Raw genomic sequence first — 19,987 nt, 5'->3', positions numbered from 1 at the left:
GGAGTAGTTTATATTGACTTCAAAAAAAGCAGCTATCGGAGATACAGTTAAATTTACTAGATTCGGACATACATTTTTCGGCACGGTAACGATTATTCGGGAGCAGAGTATCATCGTAAAATTGGAACCATCAGATGCAGATAAATTAAGTTTAGATACTCCTTTTACGGTCGTCTCTCATAAACATTACAAAGTTGTTTTTGTTTGATATTTTGCTAGTACTTGATTTATAATAAAAAAAATCCAATCTCGAAGGATGGATTTCGAATTTGTCTTTTTTTATTTTACTTTAACTTTTGGAGGGTGAAAAAAATGACAAAAACCCCTGATAACAAGAAAATCGCAGTTGATTCTCAAATTTCCTTAAAAGGTTTAGTTAAAGCCATTTTCAATGATACGATACATGTGCAGATCGGCGGAAAGGTCATTACCATCCCAATTGCCGATTTAAAAGGGAATAAACTAGGGAATAATTTATAATTTTACATTTATTATTGATATAATCCATTAAAAAAGTCTACGAACTGTCGTAGACTTTTATTTTTCAGCTGAAATTACCTGGAGGATATTATCCTTCTCCCTCCTTAAACAAACATTGGCGAAGTCGATCATATCATCGATAAATTTCACTTCGTCGAAAGGAATCTCTCGACCCAAATCCTCGTTTATCCTGATATAATTTCCTTTAAGAAATTGCTCACAATGGTAGGTAATTGATTCAGACGACAAATGCAATGCTAAGTCAAGTAATTTAGGTGTTACTTTAAGTGAAGGAAATTGCAAAGGTAGCCATTGTCTTGCTCCCCAGTCTTGATTGGTTTTGCTTGAAAAATCAATTTTTTGTTTGCCCGTTCCAATTGAAACAATTGTTATATTCTCAAATTTTTCCTCAAACTGATGGAGCGCTTCAGTTAAGCAAACTAAAGAAGGATTGTTGGCCCATAAGCCACCATCAATGGAAAGAAATTTACCCTCCATATTGTTTGGCGGAAAATAGAGGGGAGCAGAGCACGACGAGAGTACTGCATCCCAAAGTTTTATAGAAAGATCGTTTTCCTTTGGAGCACGCCCGAAATTCGTCCGATGAATATACGGCCTTCCATTGGTAAGGTCGACGGCTGGGATGAGCAACGGTTTTTTAATGTCTGCTAAACAATCATCTCCGAACGCTTTTTGAAAAAAACGGCGCATGTACCGATCATTGTACACTGTCTTAAAAAAGCCGACTTTCGCTTGTCTTAGAAAAATTTTTTCCGCATACCGTTTGTAATAATCAAGTACTTCACTCATTTGCTTCTTAAGAGCAACAGAGGCTGCGACAATCGCCCCTGTACTCGTTCCAGCAATCAGATCAAATGCTTCACCGACAGGCTTCCCTAATTCTTTTTCAATTTCAGCGAGAATGGCAACGGCAAATACTCCCCTTATTCCTCCACCGTCAATGCAGAGAACCTTCAATACGATCACCTTTTAAGTTTGAAATGGATGTTACTATTTTACAAATTTTACTAAACGAGTAAGAAAATCAATGATTAAGCGAAGTGCGCTTGCCAGTGTCATGTCCTCCATAAAACCGGACACATAATCTAAAGTAAAATTGACATTCCACAGACCGTCACCTTGATCAAACATTAAGTCATATTTAATATCATTTCCATTCAACTCTTGATCTAAAAACGCTCTGATGGCTGAATCCTGTTTTTTTGCAAGCTTTAATCCAAGCATCACATCATAGGTTGCAAAAACATCATCGACTTCAATTGACAAGGAATCAACGCCTATTTCAGTCAACTCACTTGTTTCAAAATAAATAAACTCATTTTTATGTTCTTTTAAATAGTTAATTTTAGTCTCTAAAAATGCTGAACTTTCTTCCGCGATAAACTCTTCTGTTTCTTTATCGGAACGTTCAATATAAACATCTTCCATCATTTGGGATCACCTCGGTATGACTTTCGTTTCCCTACACTGTTGCTCTTTTTCTTCTTAGGGTAAGAGTGTTGTTTTTTATTTTCACTCTGGCCGCCGCCCTTTTTCAATTTCTTTTTTTGATTATCTGCTCCAGATGAAGTTTGACGATTCCGCTCTTGCTTTGCACGTTCTTTCTTTTTAGATGCAGTTTGTGAACGCCTGAAATTCTTACCCTCTTTTCCTACCTCTCCTTTTGTTTTTGTCTCATTTGTCGATTCTCTTCCCTTTTGTTTCTTTTGCTCTGTATTACCGATATTTTGCTTCGGAATGCGAATATTCAATTCTGACTCAATTAAATCTAATGCTACGCGATCGGCTGATGAGTACAAGGTGATAGCCATTCCCTTCATTCCAGCTCTCCCTGTTCTCCCAATACGATGAACATAGCTTTCACTATCTTGGGGAATGTCATAATTAAACACATGGGTGACACCTTCTACATCAAGTCCCCTTGCCGCCACATCAGTGGCAACTAAGACTTGGATTTCTGCCTCCCGAAATCGTTTCATCACTTGTTCCCGTTTTGGCTGAGATAAATCCCCATGCAGCTCATCACAGGAAATGCCTTGTGCTTTCAGAACCCCGGCTAATTTACTCACCCTTCTCTTTGTTCGACAAAAGACAACGGCTAAAAATGGACGGTGCATTTCGAGCAGCTTGATTAATGTTCCCTGCTTTGCTCGATCCACCGTATGAATCGCAATTTGCTTAACGGTCGTGGCAGGCCCCTGAACCTTTTCAACCTGAATAAACAGCGGCCTGCACATATGCTTTTCAGATAACTTGCGGATTTCTTCTGGAATGGTTGCCGAAAATAATAATGTCTGCCTTGTTTTCGGAGTCTCATTTATAATTTCCTCAACTTCGTCAAGAAAACCAATGTGAAGCATTTGATCCGCCTCATCGAGAACAAGATAGGAGACCTTTGATAAAGTCAAAGTTTTGCGGCGAATATGATCCAATACTCTTCCAGGTGTTCCAACAATAATTTGCACATGATGTTGAAGTTTCTTTAATTGCTTTTCTACATCTTGTCCGCCATAAACAGACAAAACATCTATTCCATCAAGGTTCTCAACTAATTTCTTTGCTTCTTCAGTAATTTGTAAAGCCAGCTCTCTTGTTGGTGCAACAATCAACGCTTGAATATGTGAGGAATTCGGTTCAATATTATCAATCATCGGCAATAGGAAAGCAAATGTTTTTCCTGTCCCTGTTTGTGCCTGTGCAATAACATCTCTTTTATCGATAATCGATGGGATTGCTTGCTCTTGAATTGGAGTTGGAACAACAATCCCATTGTCGCTCATTTTATCGACCAATTTTTGCGAAATACCTAACGCTGAAAAACTTTGCATATGTAAAAACCTGCTTTCTAATTTCCTATTCCTTGCTTATTTTGCCGTTTTTTTTTGCAGAATGCAAGGTGGTCAGTAAAAAAGATTGGTATACAACAACCAATCTCTTTATGACAAACTTATTCATTTTTAGCTGGGATACTGCAGCCGTCATCGCTGCAAGTAGTATCTTCTTCAGAGGATAAATCTTGAAACATCGGGGTCTTTGCTTCTTCCTCCCATACCTTCTGCAAAGCACTTTGGAATGTTTCAAATGGTTGAGCGCCGGAGATTGCATACTTCTGATTTATAATAAAATATGGCACACCCGTTATTTGATATTGTCTGGCAATCTCCTCTTCTACACGTACATCATGGCTAAAAGCCGACTCATCCTGTAAAACTTCAAGCGCTTCATCTCGTGTTATTCCTACTGATTCTGCAATATCAGCCAATGTTTCGTAATCACTTAAATTTTTTGACTCGGTAAAATAGCCATAAAGAAGTTTTTCCGTAATTTCCTTATCTTTCCCCACTGTTTTAGCATATTTGGCCAAACGGTGTGCATCAAATGTATTAGTGGGTTTCATATCCTCAAAGTTAAATGTTAATCCTGCTGTTGCAGCTTGTTCACCAACACCAGCATTTGCTTGCTTCGCTTGGTCAATCGACATACCATATTTACTAGCGAGTGCTTCGTGAATGGTCATTTTCGAGTTTTTAGGAGCGTTGGGGTCAAGCTCAAAGCTTTTAAATTCAACTTCGATTTGTTCTTTGTGAGGAAATTGCTGGATTGCCTCTTCTAGCCGCCGTTTGCCAATATAACAAAATGGACAGACAAAATCAGACCATACTTCAATTTTCATTATGTCACCTCTTCAATTCATTATTTTAAGCGTTTAAATTTGTCATTTTTAAAACAACTGGACAGTGGTCACTTCCGAGTACCTGATGATGAATTTCAGCTTCTTCAATATGATGCTCCAATTGTTTAGAAACAATAAAATAATCAATTCTCCAGCCAATATTCCTTTCACGAACCTTACTCATATAAGACCACCACGTATAAACATCGGTTTTTTCCGGATATAAATAGCGGAATGAGTCTACAAAGCCTGATTCAAGGAGCTTCGTCATTTTCTCTCGTTCTTCATAAGTAAAGCCTGAATTTCCTATGTTTGATTTTGCGTTCTTCAAGTCGATTTCTGCATGAGCAACATTTAAATCACCGCAATAAATGACTGGCTTTTTTGAATTTAACTCGAGAAGATACTCTCGAAGCTCTTCTTCCCATTGCAATCGATACTCGAGACGAGACAGATCCCTTTTTGAGTTTGGTGTATAAATATTGACCAAGTAAAAATCGGCGAATTCCAAGATAATGCTTCTACCCTCTGCCTCCGTTTCCTTATCTCCAATGCCGTAGCGAACAGAAAGAGGTTTTTTTCTCGTAAAAACAGCCGTGCCTGAGTATCCTTTTCTTTCTGCATAATTCCAGTACTGCTCATATCCATCTAACTGCAAATCAATTTGGCCCTCTTGTAGCTTCGATTCCTGTATACAAAATATATCAGCATCGGCCTCGTGAAAATAATCTAGAAAACCCTTTTTCACACAGGCACGAATTCCATTTACGTTCCATGAAACAAATTTCATTGAATATTCTCCTTGCTTAGCTTTTGATGTCGTCCAAATAAAGCATTCTAGTTCCATTCGGAATAATTCTACTATACTATGAAAGAAACCGTTTATCGAGTAATTAAGACTAAGCGATTGTCATTAAATATCAGTTTCGCTTTTAATTTTATAAATTTTGACTAAACTGAAATACTATCAAGATCCGTGAAGGAGGGGTAGCATGAGACGTTTTCTTTTTATGATAGTCGTTGTTTTTTTGATCGTGATTGGCGCTTCATATTTGGAAGAAGGAACTAAAACGGAGGCGAAGGTAAATTTTCAGACGTTCATTGAAAATGGAGAATTACAAAATATAGCCACCTCTGTCATCTCAACCTTTCAATCCATTTTCGAGACAATTAAAGAGACGATCAATGGCTCGCCTGAAATTAAGGACCAAAATAGTGTGGCACAACCAGAGTTAACTGCTCCATCTCAGCAAACCTTTTCCATCCATAACATCCAAATTGGCGAACAAAAGGCTAAAGTAGAAAAAATACTTGGAGCTCCACAAAGAAGCTCCGTTAATGAATACGGCCGCAAATGGCATACCTATCATCAAAACTATCAAAACTATGTGCAAGTGATGTATAACGACGCAGGCGAAGTCGTTGGTCTTTATACGAATCAAGATTTAATCGCATCTACAAAAAATATCAAGCTAGAAACAGTTAGAGAACAAGTTATTCAAGAGCTCGGTACCCCCTTAACGAGAATTCAAAAAGGTTTTGTCTACTATCAGCTTGAAAAGGATGCGGATTATGATGTTTTTTTAATAGACGAGAGTTATATCACGATTTTTTATGATAAACATGAAGGCAATTCATTAACTGCAATCCAAATTATTCATAAAGATATGGAAGAAAAGAAAAAGAATTTCTATGCCACAGCCACTGATTTACTAAGAGAAGGTTTTGAATGGCAAATGTTTGATTTGACAAATGCAACGAGGGTACAGCATCGTTTAGGGATTCTTACATGGGATGAGCGCGTTCGTGAGACAGCGAGAAAGCACAGCACCGATATGGCTAAAAACGCCTATTTTGACCATACGAATCTGCAAGGGCAATCCCCTTTTGACCGAATGCTCGCTGATCAAATCACCTTCTCAGTTGCCGGAGAAAATTTGGCATATGGACAATTTAGTAGCATTTTCGCCCATGAAGGTTTGATGAATTCTTTAGGACACCGGAAAAATATATTGAAAGCTGAATTTAATCATTTAGGTGTTGGTGTTGCTTTCAACAAAGAATCACATCCATACTATACACAAAATTATTTTTCAAAATGAAAACAACTACTTATTTTCGATTGTGAGGATGGTTCTTTCAGTCCATGCAACTTCCTCTAAAAGTGTGAAAGTTTGCATATAATGGCATGTAAGGACTATGCATTTCTGCAAAAGCACTTGCAGAACCCGTCATAATAATTAACGTTCGAATTCTGTACAGATTACCAAGAAGCTCCCTTCCTTCGTTTTAAAAACTATTCAACACCAATGAAAACTTCAGCTTGCGAGAAAAAACCTATTCTTCTTGTATTAACAGTTCTGATTGATTCAAAAGCGAGAGGCGTTAGCCTACATGAGCTAAAAGCAAAGTTATCAAGTAAGTGAATGAACTCGTGTAGCCAAAATCAAAGCCACCAGTGTTAATGGTGGTTTTTTTTTCTTGGGTGTGTTTTTATGAACCTTCATGATGCGGACACGGTTTTCTTTTTCACTCCCGGCTGTGTCCTCATGGACCCTTCATACGGACATCATTTTGCTTTTTCCGCTTGAGTTTGTCCTCATGACACCTTCATGCGGACACAAATTCCCCTTTTACGTCCGACTGTGTCCTCATAAACCCCTTCATGAGCAGGGACATGAATTTGATTTCGAAAAGGAAGTTTTCTAAACTATAAAAAATCAAACAGCAAAGGGTTTTTACCTTTGCTGTTTGAATGTGGACTATTGCTAAACCTAATATACCCTCTTCACCTCCACGTTGCACAGTTTCTCTAATGGTTTGATAACTGCGGACATATCTTCATTTCCAAAACCTTCTGCTATCGCTCTATGAAAACCAGTTTCTGCAAGCTCGCCAAGTTTATCGCCAATTCCAGCTTGGTTAAAAAGTTGATTAGCAAGCTTGACATCTTTATGAACATATTTGACAGCACCACCTGGTTGAAATTGCCTATCAAGTACATAATGTTTCATATGCCGTTCCAACATACGACTAGTGCCATAGCTTGCAGTTAGCAAATGAACGAGCTGCTCCGGGTCCAATCCAAAGGATGCTCCTGCGACCATTGCTTCTGAGGCAGCAACAGAGTGAACAGCCACAAGGTATTGATTTATTAGTTTGGCAGCACTTCCTGAGCCGGATTCGCCCAAATATTCAATCGTTTCTGCAAATAATTTTAGCAGTGGCAGTACTTTTACAAATGCTTCTTGCTCTCCACCAACCATAATTGTTAAAGTGCGCTGCTCGACTCCCTCTGGACCACCGCTAACCGGTGCATCCAAATAAGAGATTCCATTTTCCTTCGCTTGCGTATAGATCCGTTGGCTCGTCTTAACCCCGACTGTAGAAAAATCAATGCAAACCGTCCCTGTTCGTGCATAAGGGAGAACAGTATTCTGAAATATGTGCTCACAATCTTCTGGCATCGAAAGACAACTGCATATAATTTCACATTCCTTAGACAGGGACGCGATATCATTCGCTCGTTGGGCACCTAAAGCCACAAGGTTTTCTGTTTTTGTCACTGTACGATTATAGACAACTAGCTGATTGCCACCCTCAAGCATTTTTTTAGCAATTCGAGAGCCCATCACACCCAATCCAATAAAGCCGATTTTCATTGTCTCTCTCCTATCTCCAACTAGTTAGCCAAGTGAAGCTAGCCTCACTTGTCGTTTCTGGGGTATATTCAAGGCCGATAAATCCATCATAGCCACTTGCCTGAATCGTTCGAAAAATATTGCTGTAATTGATTTCCCCTGTCCCAGGTTCATGCCTCCTAGGACAATCAGCGACCTGAATATGAGCGATGCAATCTATATTATTTTGAAAGTTAACAATTAAATTTCCTTGCATTCGTTGAATATGATAAAAATCAAATTGAAGTTTAACATTCGGCATATTGATTTCTTTCAAAATAGCAAGTGCATCATCCAAAGACGATAGAAAATATCCTCTCATATCATGTGAATTAATCGGTTCAATTAAAAGCGTCATTCCGTAGGAAGACATTTTCTTTGCCGCATATGTAATATTGTTTATATAATTCATTCTTGTTTCTTCAATTGACTGATTTACAGGAATAATCCCAGCCATGCAATGTAATTGTTTCACCTTCAATCTTTTCGCATAGGTAATTGAGCGCTCTACCGATTCTTCAAATTCATCAAATCTATTTTTATCTACAGCAAGCCCCCGATCGCCAGATTCCCAGTTCCCAGGAGGACAATTCATTAAGGTCATCACAAGATTATTTTTAGCCAGCCTCTCCTCAAGCTCATTCAATCCATAACGATAAGGAAACTGACATTCTATATAGTGAAAACCTGCTTTTCTTGCCTTTTCAAAACGAGAGAGAAAAGGAACTTCTGTGAAGATCGTCGAGATATTTACTGAAAAACGCAAACTTAACTCCTCCCAAAGTGAATGACTTATTCTTTACTTTCTACATTTATCGAAAAAAACCTTGTTTAATTTTAAGACTTCTGCAAAAAAAACAATAGAACTGCTCCTTCACAGCCCTGAGTTCCCATTTATTGGTTTGCAATCACTTCGAGAAGTCGATCCTCTACTTGTTTACCTTTACGTTCATCCAATAAATTATTCATTAAAATCGAAAAGACAAGTAACTCACCACTTGCCGATTTCACATAACCGGAGATCGCCGTAACGGTTGTTAACGTCCCTGTTTTAGCATGAACCTGCATGCCAGCCATTCGATCGCGCAGCGTACCGCCCACTATTTTTGATTTTTTCCCCGCGATCGGCAAAGACTCATAGTAGGATGAGAACCATCGCTCTTTTTGGATATTAAATAAAAGCTTGGTAAATTCATTTGCCGTGACGAGATTAATATGAGAAATACCAGAGCCATCACGGATTACCAATGTGTCCGTATTGACACCGAACTTCTCTAACTCTTCATTGATTACCCTCAGCCCTCCTTTCCAACTTCCTTGACCTTTTCTCTGTTTACCCATTTCTTTAAGCAATACTTCTGCATGAACATTATTGGAAAGTTTCATGAATGTCACTAATAATTGTGATAATGGAATAGACTGATGGCTTGCGACTAAATTTCCAGACGTATACCGACCTCTTTCAACATTTCCAGTAAGGCTAATGCCTTCAGCTGCCAACGCTTGCTGAAACAAATCTAGTGCATATCCAGTTGGCTCCCAAACAGCGATGCACTCTCTTTTTGTTGGCGAAGCAATTGGTAACATCCCTTCTAAAACTATCGTGTTGCTACCATGCTTTCTTTTTATGCGAAATTCAGCCTTGCTCTCTGGTGAAACAGTCAATAGTTGATTCACGATGTTCACATACTGTGTCTTTGGTATTAGCGAGATTTTTGCTTGATCCCCAATATTTTTCCCCGGAGAAGCTTCCACAATGAGCGCCCCAGTGTCATAATCAGTGTCAGTTGAAGTAGTTAAGGCAGAAACTTGAGCTCCATAATAACGTTCTTCATCCGTCCAAATCATATCTTGAGATAGGCGGATATCATCATACCAGCTATCATCGCCAAAAAGACTACCATCAATTTTTTTTAATCCCTTTTTCCTTTAGCTGTCTAGCTAATTCTTGAAAATTCTCTTTCCTTAAGGTCGGATCTCCTTTGCCGATTAAATATACATCTCCCTTTAAAGTATTTCCTATCAACACCCCATCTGTCCGTACTTCTGTTTTAAATCTATCCCCCAACACGGAAAGTGCCACTGCTGCCGTAATTAGCTTCATGTTTGAGGCAGGCTTTAACCGCGTATCTCCATTAAATTGATATTTCACTTCCCCAGTACTGCCTGAACGGACACTTATTCCCACAACCGCCCCTTTTAAAACATAAAGTACCACTTAAGTTTTTTGGTAAAAAAGGAAACGTTAGAAAAAATCAGTTGAAAACAGGGAACAAAACGGTTTTTTCTGGGTTTCTGAGCTTTTTTGCGTTCATTATAATTAACGATGATTTCGTCTGATTTTCAAATTGAGAAAAAGGACAGTCAATGGTTGCCCTACAAATAAAAGCAAAAAAACCCCGTAAACGTCAGATTGTGACTAACATTTACGGGGCAGTTCAGAAAAACAATTTCATTTTTCCTTTGCTTTTTTGTATGAGATCTTTACAAACTACGGCTGCATCGTTAATGAATGGCTGATTTGAATTTGCCACCATGGGCCTCGTGTGTATCCATAATGGTGATAAATGCGTTCGGATCAATATCCAATATCATGCTTTTTAATTTTGCAACTTCCAATCTGGTTACGACAACATAAATAACTTCCTTTTCTTTGTCGTGATAGCCACCTTTTCCATAAAGTCTTGTAACACCGCGGCCAAGTCTTTGATTAATTGTTTGCGACAATTCCTCAAATTCGTCTGAAACAATAATCGCTGCTTTCGTTTCATTAAGAATTCCTTGCGAGACTCCGTCAATCGCTTTGGAAGCAATATAATAAGTTAGAATAGAATACATCGCTTGTTCCCAGCCAAGAACAAAGCCTGCCCATCCAAAAATAAAAACATTAATAAACATGACAAACTCACCAACTGAAAATGGGAGTTTTTTTGTAAGTAAAATTCCTAATATTTCTGTTCCGTCGAGGGCGCCCCCTGCTCTAACAACGATTCCAACACCCGCTCCTAAAAGTAAACCACCAAATACAGTAGCCAGCAATGGAACAGTGGTAAATGCTTCAATATGATGCAGTAATTGTTCAAATATGGAGAGAGAAATAATTCCTACTAACGACGAAATAAAGAAGCTCTTGCCAATATATTTATAACCTGCGTATAAAAATGGCAAGTTAATAATTAAAATTAAAATTCCAAAATTAATTCCTGTTAAATAATTGGTTAATATGGATACCCCAATTACGCCACCATCAATGATTTTATTGGGTACTAAAAATAATTCTATCGACATCGCTGCCATTGCCGCCCCAATTATAATCATGATATAACGCAATATGAGGCGTTTCACCCCTGTTTTCTTATGTACTTTTCCCAAATGCTAACACCCTCTATGTATTAATTTCTATCGATTCTTCTAAAAAATCGAATAAACTTATTTTCTTACAAAGAGGAAAATTATTCAACTTTGAAGCCTTTAATTTGAACTCCTTTTTACCACCTTTCATAGCGTTTCTCGTGACAAAAATTACAAATTGGATAGGGGTGTTCCCATGATAACGGTTTTCCACATCTTCTGCACTTCTTTTTCATTTTCTTGACTTCCGTCTTCAAAGATTCATGAACAGCATCACTCAATTCTGCTCTCTCCTTTTCCCAGTAAAGTGCTTCAAGCCTTTTATCAAGGCGATACAAAAATAAGAGATGCAGTCCAATCGCTTTATAGGATAATTCCTGTTCTTCCAAATTCCTTTTTCGAATGACCGGCTCTGGCAATTCTTCTCCTTTTACGATGGCAAACATCGTATCTCGCCATTGGTGGATAAGACCTTGATCTTTTGTTGAAAAAGGTAAATGCAAAAATCCGTATAAATCCATAAGTGAAAGCTTTGCTTCAACCTCTGTACCACGAATTACTTGATAAAGTTCTTTTTCTTGAGCTAAACTTGCCTTTTCTGTACCATCGGGACTCTCAAATTGTTCCCACAGTTCAAAAAATATGGCCAGTTCACGATAATACTTTTGAAATCGTTCAAAGACTGCGGATGTCGGTGCAATCGCAAATGATTGTAGTGGCTCATCTTCATTTTTGAGCAAATGCTTAAACCATTTCATATCGGAACTAAAGGCAACTTTTCCGACATCGTAAATCCCTTTTCGACCAGCTCTTCCTGCAATTTGTTTAATCTCCTGAGAGGTTAGCCTTCTTCTTTTCGTACCATCAAATTTTTCCGATTCTAAAAAAACAATGCGCCTGATTGGCAAATTGAGCCCCATTCCGATTGCATCTGTTGCAACAATTACTTTCGTTTCACCATCGATAAAACGCTGCATTTCCTTTTTTCTAGTTTCCGGTGGCATGCTTCCATAAATAACGCTGACAGGAAAACCAGAATTTTGTAATCTTGATGCCGTTTCCAATACTCTCTTTCGGGAAAAACAGACCAGTGCATCTCCTTTTTTCGTTTGCTCTAACGTAAAAAGCCTTTTTTCCACTTGCAGTGGAATATCTCGACTGTATTCCTTGATTTCAATGTCGGCATCCCCAAGAAGTCTGCATACCATTTCCTGTAAGCTTTTGCTGCCGACAATATGAACCTCACGCGCATTCGCCTTCGTAATCGCTTTATACCAGGAAAAGCCACGATCCTTATCGGATATCATTTGTGCTTCATCAATGACAACGACATCAAAATACTCTTTTTCATGAAACATTTCAACGGTACAAGAAAAATGCCTCGCACCTTGGATTGCTTTTTCTTCTTCGCCGGTTTTTAAAGTGCAAGGGACCCCATTGCTATTTAATTTGTCAAATACCTCTAAAGCTAAAAGACGTAATGGAGCTAGGTAAAGTCCACTTGATGCTTTTTTCATTTGCTCAAGGGCATGGAAGGTCTTTCCTGTATTTGTATCGCCGATATGAAGAACATAACGAATATCGCTCCCTAGCCGCGGTTGATATTCTTGTCCAAAAATTTCCTCAATTCTCTCTGCCTTTTCTTCTTCCTTCTTCCTTTGTGCCGCTAACTCTTCTTCTTTACGCTTCTCTCTTTTAGCTAGATCATCCAGCAAAATTTGTTCATGAATATCAGGATCAAATGAAACTGTGGCTAACCTTAATAGTTCATCAACATACTCCTCTTTTATTAAGCTGTAAAAATCAAGGACGATATCAGGTAACTCATCCTTTAAAAGCGCTTCAATCTCCGCTAATTCAAGCATTTCAGACCGGGCAGATACAGACCCATGGAAAAACTGTTTATTAATTGCCGCAAGAATGAATGCCGGCACTTTGTCATAGACAATTTCACGGACAAATTGTTTAAATATAATCTCATATGTTTCATACTGATACAGATTTCTCCCCCTGTATCTAGTTTTTCTAATATCACCCGTTAATTCTCCTAAAAAAGTAGCCAATGTAGTATAATCAGCCGCATTGAAATACCCCATATTATGTAGAGGAATTTCTAGCGAGAACAGCTCAAGCTGTTCATATTTAGGCTGTGTACTAATTATCTTCTCAAGATTTTTAGCAATATAAGCACGGGTATGTAAGTAAAACAATTGATAGTCTTCTGTCAATCTTTCCTCAATAAAAACATCAAGACTTTGTAAAAGTCTCAGCTTTTCACCTTGCTTTTGCTTTTCATCTTCTTCTGCCAAAAATTGTTTTCGTGCATTTTTGTAAATTTCAAGCCACTCATCTTGATCATTAAACCTGTCTCGTGCCCACGACCAAGTGTCGAAAGGTTGGTACGCACGGATCTCATTGCGAAACAAATGATTGATTAGCTTTCGCTCAACACCTTCCACTTCGTGGCCAAAATTCTTCAACCATTCTTTTTTTTCTCTTCTAGGGATCTGATTGGAGGCTTTATTTAACCATACGTTGAGCCAAATTTGTTCTAAATAGCTCCTTCGGTCAAAAAAATATTGTTCCATCGTTGGTGGATGTTCCTTACTGCCTAAATAACGGTATAAATCCTCCCAAACCTTACTTTTTGTATACTCAACTGCAACTGGATATAACGATTGTAAATGTGACATTAACTCTCTCCTTAAATGAACTTAACATTATCTTTCCACAACACCCAAACAAATTTAACACTTTCCTGCATAAGTTTATAGAAACAAGTATTTTAAGAAAGGACAGATATTTTTGAATGAATTAACGTTTCAAAACCTTCAAGAAAAAGAAATGTCCTTTGAACAAGTATTCGACCGCATTATAAAGTTTATGAAGTTAAATCCACAAGGAAATTATCGCCTAATGATTGGGACTGATTCTCAGGTTCATCATGATTATACCCTTTTTATTACGGGAATCGTCATTCAAAATGAAGGTAAAGGAGCTTGGGCGTGCATTCGCAGAGTTTATATACAAAGGAAAATGGAACAACTACATGAAAGAATCTCTAAGGAAACATCATTAACAGAGGAAGTCGTCGCTCTCTTTACAGAAGAACGAAAAAATTGCATGATCGATCTCATTCTTCCGTTCATTTACCAAGGAGCGACATTTACAATGGAAGGCCATATTGATATTGGTGCCGGCAAACTAAATAAAACGAAAATATACGTGGAAGAAATGGTGGCAAGAATTGAATCCCTTGGTCTAGAGCCAAAAATAAAACCTAATTCTTTTGTTGCTTCAAGCTATGCAAATCGCTATACGAAATAAATAATACATAATCGAGAAACATCTTATAAGCAAATTAATATTATAAAAGAGCTTGAACATCTTAAAGTGGAAAAAAAACGCCACATAAGTTGTTTCAGTTTCATTTTTGACATTAGTTGCAATTGCCAATAGACAGCTCCTTCTTTTTCACTCATGCTTAATTCCCCCAGTCATTTGTAAAAATGAAGGGGAATTTTTGTTGTTTTTATTGCTAAAAAAGTAGTATATCCACTTTCTTTGGCGAATACAAACTTGTTTTGTCACCTGCATAGGAATTTTTATGAAAAGGAAGAATTGATCCTGTAAAGGAGGTGAGTTATAGGTTGAATACGGGCGCTGTTTCGAAATTATTAGGGGTTTCTTCCAGTACAGTGCAAAGATGGGTCAAACATTTAGGCTTAGAAATGGAACGCAATGAATTTGGTCACTTTTTATATTCGCAAGAAGATGTCGAAACCTTAAAGGAATTTAAAGAACAGATCCAAAAAGGAATCCCCATCCAACATATTCGGGTGCGGAAACCGACTCGTCGAGGCTCTGTTAAATTTCAGCAAAAGCAATCCAGTTTGATAGATAAAGTCAATAAACTCGAGAGAAGTATTGAAAATAAAGCAGATTCTGTCGTTACCTATCAATTGCTGCAGCATCGCCGAGAAATTGAAGAATTGCAAGGTAAAATTGAGCAGCTCACGAATCAAGTCGACGAGCTTCAACTTTCTCTTCGTCACTCACTCGCTAACGTTAACGAACAAAGAGAACACGAGCATGAAGCAAGCAAAAAACAAAAAAAGAAGACCGTATTTCACACCCTTTTCGGATTTTAGGTCATTCCCAAGATTCTAAGGCCTCATGATGCTCACCCAAAAAAAGATACCTTCCTTTATTACAAATGAGGTCTTTTATTTAATTTTTGTTTCTTCATTACCTCATAAGATTTATCAATTATATCCGTTAAAACATCAGCCTTATATACTTTTCCCAGCTTCGTATGTTCCTGGTAAAATTCAACAATTTCGTCTAATTTTTGCAACGTTTCCGCTGAGACTCTGACATTTAATTGACTTCTAGCTTTACTCGTCATATAAAGCCCTCCTTATATTAGGCTAGCGCACGCTATCAGTTTGCTATCTACAAGCTAGCAGATTGATAGCATAATGCTATATTGACTATTTTAACATAAATTTTCACTTTAAAAAAAGTACAAGCCTCCTCCAATAAACTAGTTTAATAGAGAAAATTAGTAGTTTGTTTAGCATAAGCTTGTGAAACGAACGAAGTTGCGTCTCCTAAAAAACACTCCTAAAATTTAAATTTTAGAGTGTCCATTCATCTTATTAGCAGTTATGATTGATATTTTTTTACGATCTCTTGCAATTTTAATGCAAGTCCTAGATTTCCATCTACTTTTAAACTACCTGTCATAAAAGCCATTGTTGTACTAAGCTCATCCTTTAATAACTTAGAAAACTGCTTATCTGATGTCCACAGTATCACATTTGCTTCATACTCCTCCCCATCAACTACCGCAATCTTCCCTTGTTCAAGGATCATTTGTAAGATGCCGCTTTCATCTAAGTTAATTTGAAAAACACGATCCTTTTCATGTTTAATATGGACCGGATTTGAATTTATTTTATCAATCAAACGGTGCAGTTCTTCTTTTACTGACATCCATAGCACTCCTTTCTTAACAAAATTCTCACTGATGTCACTTTTTATAAATTTAACTGGTTTAAGTTTCAGGAAGTTCTAGCAATTTGACTTAAAAGACGTGAGAAACAGAAGCTTTATACCCAGCTAAACTATCAAGCACATCCTAACGCAGCCCGCCTATTTATTAAATATATTATTTCACTTTTTTCAAAATATTACAAACCTATTTTCTAATGAAAAACTTGTATTTCAAATAAATCCGTGCTATATTTATTGAGCGATGAGCTGAATTGCGTAAGACGAATTGACATTCCTACGGGAAATGCACAATGTGGAGTGCAGTCAAGCGCCGCAGTTTTCGAAGAAAAAGGACTTCCTTTCCGGAAGTCCTTTTCGTGATTTTACGCTGCTATTTTGAAAAGACGATATATTTTTGAGCGCAATAATTCGTTATCGTATAAATTACCGTTCCTATTAGTACGGCCTGTTCTTTTTTCGTTAAAATCCCAGTTAGAGTGAAAGCCTCTGCCACCATAGCACTTAATGAATATGAAAACCAATAACAAAACAGGACAACGAAAACGAATAAAACTCCAGTCTTTTTGATTGCAGCATTACTTTGAAAAGTAAAATTACGATTAAGAACAAAACTACATATCGCCCCAACGCCATTGCCGAGAAATGTTGCAAACCAGTAAGTAAGCCCGAACCCATTTAAAAGTATAAAGCTAGTAGAAAGACCCACTAAAGTATTAAGACAACCCACACATAAAAATCGTATAAAAGGGCTAGTTAGACTTAAATATTTCCCCACGCTCAAGGAAACGGGTTTCATCCTCTAAACCTCCGCTGTCTTTAAAATGCTCTGGCAGTGCAACTGTATAAGCATCAATATCTATAATATACTTTGGGCGTCGTTTTACTTCTTTATAGATTTTGCCAATATATTCGCCAATTATGCCAACGGCGATAAGCTGAAGACCACCTATTAACCAAATCGACGTGATTAAAGAAGTCCATCCTAGCTCCGTAGCTCCAAAAAATTTCAGGCAAAGAAAATAAAGAGCGAATGCAAGGCTGCCAAAAAATGAAACAAGGCCTATAAATAAAACCGAGCGAATCGGAGTGATGGAAAACGATGTAATTCCATCGAAGGCAAAAGAAAGCATCTTTTTCAGCGGATATTTTGTTTTACCTGCTTTTCTCTCTTTTCTTTCATAATATACACTTGTTGAATTAAAACCAATCAACGGGACAATACCGCGTAAAAAAAGATTGATTTCTTCAAATTTTTCAAGTTTCTCGACAGCTCGCTTGCTCATTAACCGAAAATCGGCATGATTATAAACTAAATCTACCCCCATCAGCTTCATTAGTTTATAAAAGCTTTGTGCAGTCGTCCTTTTAAAAAAGGTGTCGCTCTCTCGTTTAACTCTAACTCCGTAAACAATTTCATATCCCTCTTTATACTTTTTAAGAAACTCTTTAATGACAGCACAATCATCTTGCAGGTCAGCATCGATTGAGATAATACAATCAGACAATTCCTTCGCTTTAAAAAGCCCTGCTAATAAGGCATTTTGATGACCAACATTCCTCGCAAGCTTTAGACCTCGCACATATTGATTTTGAATCGTTTCTTTATAAATGAAGGTCCATGTTTGGTCAATGCTCCCATCATCAACAAATAAAAGCCTACTTCTATCAGAAACGAGTCTCTCTTGTACCAGTTCACTCATAAGCCCTTTTAGTTCTTTAAACGTATAAGGGAGAACCTCCTCTTCATTATAACAAGGGACGACTATTGTTAGGATTGGTTCGTTCATGTTGACCTCCTAGCTGCTTACATTGCTTTATACAAGTAGATCTTCCATGGCGATTGTGCACTAGCAAATATTTTCATTAAACCGAGTCTATTCTCGCTAGCATTTTCAATCGGGATAGCAGAAAAAATGTACTCGCCCCCCATGTCTTTAAATGCTTCCGTATTTATTTGCAAAGTTTTTAACTTCACTTTTGCATTTTTTTTAAACATATAACGTTTTCCCAATTCTGCTGTAAATATGTAGCAACGACCGCCCCACTCATCAAAATAAGTTCGGATTGTTTGATTTTTCTCAAGTTCTGCTGCAATGATTCTCCGAAATTGATACTTGTAAGACAAAGGGTAAAAATTATTGTACGAATCAAGGGTATAAAAACCGTTAAATTGTGATATTGCGGGATGGATACCAATACTTGCGACTCGATAATCTTCAACAGGTTTGCCGATATATTGCTTAATTTCAGAAAAGAGCTCAACTGAATAAAACTCTTTTACTGTTGGTTTTCTATGATACACAATCTCATCATTAAAAAGAAATAGAACAAATAACTGTGCTGCGATCAAAAAATGAGCAAGAGTCTTTAAGCTAATAGAATGCTCCATCCATATTTTTAGGGCGAGAGCAAAGCTTACGTAAATAACCATTGGCCTCAAAAAGTGGAAACGGGCAAAGTTAAACGTATCCAGTACGTGAAAACGTTCCGTTAGTGGGAGCCAACCTTTATAAAACCAAAAAGCATACCATGCAGATAATAAAAAATTTATAACGAAAAGGAGCAAAAACAATTTTTCTTTTTTCCATAGTCTTTTTATGATTACGATATACAAAGCGAGCAGGATAACGGGTAATATCACAAGCCCATGAACAGTCATCACATGGGTATGCCCTAATAGAAAATTTTTAAATGTCAGGCGAATTACCCGCCATAAAGACAATCTTGCATGAAAATACTCATCCCTGCTATTTGCCTCCGTGATCAATAAGAAGGAGCCTACCAAGCGATACTCGACGATTAAATAAATAAAGGTCATGTAGGCAATCGAGAAAAAAAATTTCAAGTTTAGTCCTTTTCCGCGTAGTACGTCGATCACCCAGAAAATAGCGATCGCAAATAAAAAGAAGAAAAAGCCCAATACAAAGCTAGAGTACAGCGGTAAAAGCGTTAGCACAGCATAATTGTGCCAGTCACGTTCCCCTTTTCGTATATTTAAAAAAGCCCATAGAGCAAGCGGCATCCCTAGTGTACTAAGCATTCCCGATGGCCAAAAAGGAGTTAGAGCAAAAGCTAAAGCCACTCCAACACAAACAAAATGCCATTTTTCCCCTTGCAAAAAATGCTTTTTTAAAAGTAAAAACATCCCAAAAAAGGCAATATACCTGGTTAGCGCTTGACTAAGTGCGTACGCAACCATCGTTGGAAAGAAATGATACAGCCAAACAATGAGCGTTAATTCAGAGCCTAGAGCATTTCTCGGTAAACCATTCATCACTTGGGGGATTGTCGATTCAATTCCACCAAAGATTTTTCCGCTTTCTGATAAAATTTTATACCATGCTAGATTAGAATCTAAGTTATCATGTACTCGGATATGTGCGTTTTCTCCTAAAATAAATAAAGGTGATAAGTATAACGTAATCACTGCTAGAGCGAGAATGACTTGGTGTCGTTCACTTAAATTCCATCGGACCACAAAATACACCTCAAAACGATTTACAGTCAAAGCATGATGATCAAGTTTAAAGAAAATGGTTCGAGTTAATTTATGATTCGAACAGTAATATTCAACTCTAACGCTGACTGTACATTTATCGTTTACGAATAAATTGAATTATATTCCAAACATCCAATTTTCCACTAATTTCAAAAAAGGAACAAAATCATTAGAAAAAGTTTAAAGAATTTTTGCTGGGTTGAATCGAAGCAACTTTCCTTAATCAGGCAAATATATCGTAACGTCCCCTCTACAAAAAGAGAA

At 37.5% G+C, this 19,987-nt stretch carries 21 protein-coding genes; 5 read left to right on the top strand and 16 right to left on the bottom strand.

The genetic code is table 11. From position 1 onward, the window contains the following. The first annotated feature begins 13 nt into the window (after window positions 1-13). Entirely contained in the window at window positions 14-208 is a 195-nt protein-coding gene (locus tag NST02_RS12725) for a DUF2187 family protein (protein WP_170211322.1), read from the top strand. 104 nt (window positions 209-312) lie between these two features. Continuing rightward, on the top strand, window positions 313-480 hold the full coding sequence (locus tag NST02_RS12720) for a hypothetical protein (protein ID WP_170211323.1): 168 nt from the start codon (window positions 313-315) through the stop codon (window positions 478-480). A gap of 57 nt (window positions 481-537) precedes the next feature. On the opposite strand, the gene NST02_RS12715 is transcribed toward NST02_RS12720, so the two are convergent. From NST02_RS12715 to NST02_RS12695, 5 genes are all read right to left on the bottom strand, one after another. After that, entirely contained in the window at window positions 538-1,458 is a 921-nt protein-coding gene (locus tag NST02_RS12715; RefSeq protein WP_095306170.1) for a CBASS cGAMP-activated phospholipase, read from the bottom strand. A 33-nt stretch (window positions 1,459-1,491) separates the two neighbouring features. Continuing rightward, window positions 1,492-1,932 (bottom strand): branched-chain amino acid aminotransferase, encoded by a 441-nt coding sequence (locus tag NST02_RS12710; protein ID WP_235879501.1) that lies wholly within the window; start codon window positions 1,930-1,932, stop codon window positions 1,492-1,494. Next, the gene (locus NST02_RS12705; protein ID WP_340949108.1) at window positions 1,929-3,329 is read right to left on the bottom strand and encodes a DEAD/DEAH box helicase; all 1,401 of its coding nucleotides are present in this window, start codon (window positions 3,327-3,329) and stop codon (window positions 1,929-1,931) included. The genes NST02_RS12710 and NST02_RS12705 overlap by 4 nt, the downstream gene beginning before the upstream one ends. 119 nt (window positions 3,330-3,448) lie before the next feature. Beyond that, the gene (locus tag NST02_RS12700; protein WP_212933329.1) at window positions 3,449-4,174 is read right to left on the bottom strand and encodes a DsbA family oxidoreductase; all 726 of its coding nucleotides are present in this window, start codon (window positions 4,172-4,174) and stop codon (window positions 3,449-3,451) included. Between the two features lie 25 nt (window positions 4,175-4,199). Further along, a complete protein-coding gene (locus NST02_RS12695) occupies window positions 4,200-4,964 on the bottom strand; it encodes an exodeoxyribonuclease III (RefSeq protein WP_095306173.1) in 765 nt (254 codons plus the stop codon). A 202-nt stretch (window positions 4,965-5,166) separates the two neighbouring features. On the opposite strand from NST02_RS12695, the gene NST02_RS12690 reads away from it, so the two are divergent. Beyond that, window positions 5,167-6,276 carry a CAP domain-containing protein gene (locus NST02_RS12690; protein WP_095306174.1) on the top strand — a complete coding sequence of 370 codons (1,110 nt, stop codon included), beginning with the start codon at window positions 5,167-5,169 and terminating at the stop codon, window positions 6,274-6,276. A gap of 672 nt (window positions 6,277-6,948) precedes the next feature. Here the strand turns inward: NST02_RS12690 and NST02_RS12685 are convergent. The 6 genes from NST02_RS12685 to NST02_RS12660 form a co-directional block, all read right to left on the bottom strand. Then, window positions 6,949-7,836 (bottom strand): NAD(P)-dependent oxidoreductase, encoded by an 888-nt coding sequence (locus tag NST02_RS12685; RefSeq protein ID WP_340949107.1) that lies wholly within the window; start codon window positions 7,834-7,836, stop codon window positions 6,949-6,951. Window positions 7,837-7,846: 10 nt separating this feature from the next. Further along, a complete protein-coding gene (locus NST02_RS12680; RefSeq protein WP_095306176.1) occupies window positions 7,847-8,620 on the bottom strand; it encodes a hydroxypyruvate isomerase family protein in 774 nt (257 codons plus the stop codon). A gap of 128 nt (window positions 8,621-8,748) precedes the next feature. Further along, window positions 8,749-9,762 (bottom strand): D-alanyl-D-alanine carboxypeptidase/D-alanyl-D-alanine endopeptidase, encoded by a 1,014-nt coding sequence (dacB, locus tag NST02_RS12675; protein ID WP_340950010.1) that lies wholly within the window; start codon window positions 9,760-9,762, stop codon window positions 8,749-8,751. Continuing rightward, entirely contained in the window at window positions 9,758-10,042 is a 285-nt protein-coding gene (locus NST02_RS12670) for a D-alanyl-D-alanine carboxypeptidase (protein WP_340949106.1), read from the bottom strand. The genes dacB and NST02_RS12670 overlap by 5 nt, the downstream gene beginning before the upstream one ends. Before the next feature lie 317 nt (window positions 10,043-10,359). Beyond that, window positions 10,360-11,172, bottom strand: coding sequence for a YitT family protein (locus tag NST02_RS12665; RefSeq protein ID WP_235879504.1), 813 nt, complete (start codon window positions 11,170-11,172; stop codon window positions 10,360-10,362). 170 nt (window positions 11,173-11,342) lie between these two features. Further along, the gene (locus NST02_RS12660; protein WP_340949105.1) at window positions 11,343-13,898 is read right to left on the bottom strand and encodes a DEAD/DEAH box helicase; all 2,556 of its coding nucleotides are present in this window, start codon (window positions 13,896-13,898) and stop codon (window positions 11,343-11,345) included. A gap of 151 nt (window positions 13,899-14,049) precedes the next feature. Between NST02_RS12660 and NST02_RS12655 the strand changes: the two genes are divergently transcribed. Both NST02_RS12655 and NST02_RS12650 read left to right on the top strand, forming a co-directional pair. Then, window positions 14,050-14,532, top strand: coding sequence for a ribonuclease H-like YkuK family protein (locus tag NST02_RS12655; RefSeq protein WP_095306344.1), 483 nt, complete (start codon window positions 14,050-14,052; stop codon window positions 14,530-14,532). Window positions 14,533-14,855: 323 nt separating this feature from the next. Continuing rightward, window positions 14,856-15,356 (top strand): MerR family transcriptional regulator, encoded by a 501-nt coding sequence (locus tag NST02_RS12650; RefSeq protein ID WP_170211324.1) that lies wholly within the window; start codon window positions 14,856-14,858, stop codon window positions 15,354-15,356. 59 nt (window positions 15,357-15,415) lie between these two features. On the opposite strand, the gene NST02_RS12645 is transcribed toward NST02_RS12650, so the two are convergent. The 5 genes from NST02_RS12645 to NST02_RS12625 all read right to left on the bottom strand — a co-directional run bounded on the left by NST02_RS12645 (window position 15,416) and on the right by NST02_RS12625 (window position 19,702). Beyond that, window positions 15,416-15,613, bottom strand: a complete 198-nt coding sequence (locus NST02_RS12645; RefSeq protein ID WP_095306181.1) for a hypothetical protein — start codon at window positions 15,611-15,613, stop codon at window positions 15,416-15,418. A 260-nt stretch (window positions 15,614-15,873) separates the two neighbouring features. Then, a complete protein-coding gene (locus NST02_RS12640; protein WP_095306182.1) occupies window positions 15,874-16,203 on the bottom strand; it encodes an SCP2 sterol-binding domain-containing protein in 330 nt (109 codons plus the stop codon). A 391-nt stretch (window positions 16,204-16,594) separates the two neighbouring features. Next, on the bottom strand, window positions 16,595-17,020 hold the full coding sequence (locus NST02_RS12635) for a GtrA family protein (protein ID WP_095306183.1): 426 nt from the start codon (window positions 17,018-17,020) through the stop codon (window positions 16,595-16,597). Next, window positions 16,974-18,011, bottom strand: coding sequence for a glycosyltransferase family 2 protein (locus NST02_RS12630; protein ID WP_137744079.1), 1,038 nt, complete (start codon window positions 18,009-18,011; stop codon window positions 16,974-16,976). The genes NST02_RS12635 and NST02_RS12630 overlap by 47 nt, the downstream gene beginning before the upstream one ends. 17 nt (window positions 18,012-18,028) lie before the next feature. Next, entirely contained in the window at window positions 18,029-19,702 is a 1,674-nt protein-coding gene (locus NST02_RS12625) for a DUF6044 family protein (protein WP_340949104.1), read from the bottom strand. Between the last annotated feature and the right edge of the window lie 285 nt (window positions 19,703-19,987).

It is taken from the genome of Robertmurraya sp. FSL W8-0741 (assembly GCF_038004005.1).
In the GTDB taxonomy this organism is placed as follows: domain Bacteria; phylum Bacillota; class Bacilli; order Bacillales; family Cytobacillaceae; genus Robertmurraya; species Robertmurraya siralis.
The sequence above is the reverse complement of the archived record's forward strand: the minus strand, read 5'-3'. Positions and strand labels throughout refer to the sequence as shown.